A 396-nucleotide genomic window follows, 5' to 3' on the forward strand; every position below is an offset into this window, starting at 1 on the left:
AGTTAATAATAATGACTGTCAGCTCATCTTCTCTATCTCGTGAAACGTTACTCAGCGAACACGAACAACTCGTATCCACGACGGACCTCAAAGGCGTGATTACTTACAGTAATGATGCTTTTTGTCGTATCGCAGAATACAGCCAGCAAGAGTTACTAGGGCAACACCACAATATCGTTAGGCATGGCGATATGCCTAAAGCGGCGTTTGCCGATATGTGGTTAAACCTTAAGCAAGGCAAAGCGTGGCGGGGTATCGTAAAAAACAAAACCAAATCGGGTGGATACTATTGGGTCGATGCTTATGTGACGCCAATTTACGATAATGGGAAGGTGAGTGGTTACCAATCGGTACGTGTGAGGCCTAAAAACGAATGGGTACAAGTTGCCGATAAAG

Annotated in this window: 1 protein-coding gene; it reads left to right on the forward strand. The window is 44.7% G+C overall.

Features of this window, described 5'->3' with window-relative positions; genetic code table 11:
- Window positions 1-11 precede the first annotated feature (11 nt).
- The coding region (locus BCT81_RS00300) for a PAS domain-containing protein (RefSeq protein ID WP_133152458.1) at window positions 12-396 on the forward strand (385 nt) is incomplete at its 3' end.

Origin of the sequence: Vibrio sp. 10N.261.52.A1, from assembly GCF_002876325.1 — a bacterium.
Lineage (GTDB): Bacteria > Pseudomonadota > Gammaproteobacteria > Enterobacterales > Vibrionaceae > Vibrio > Vibrio chagasii.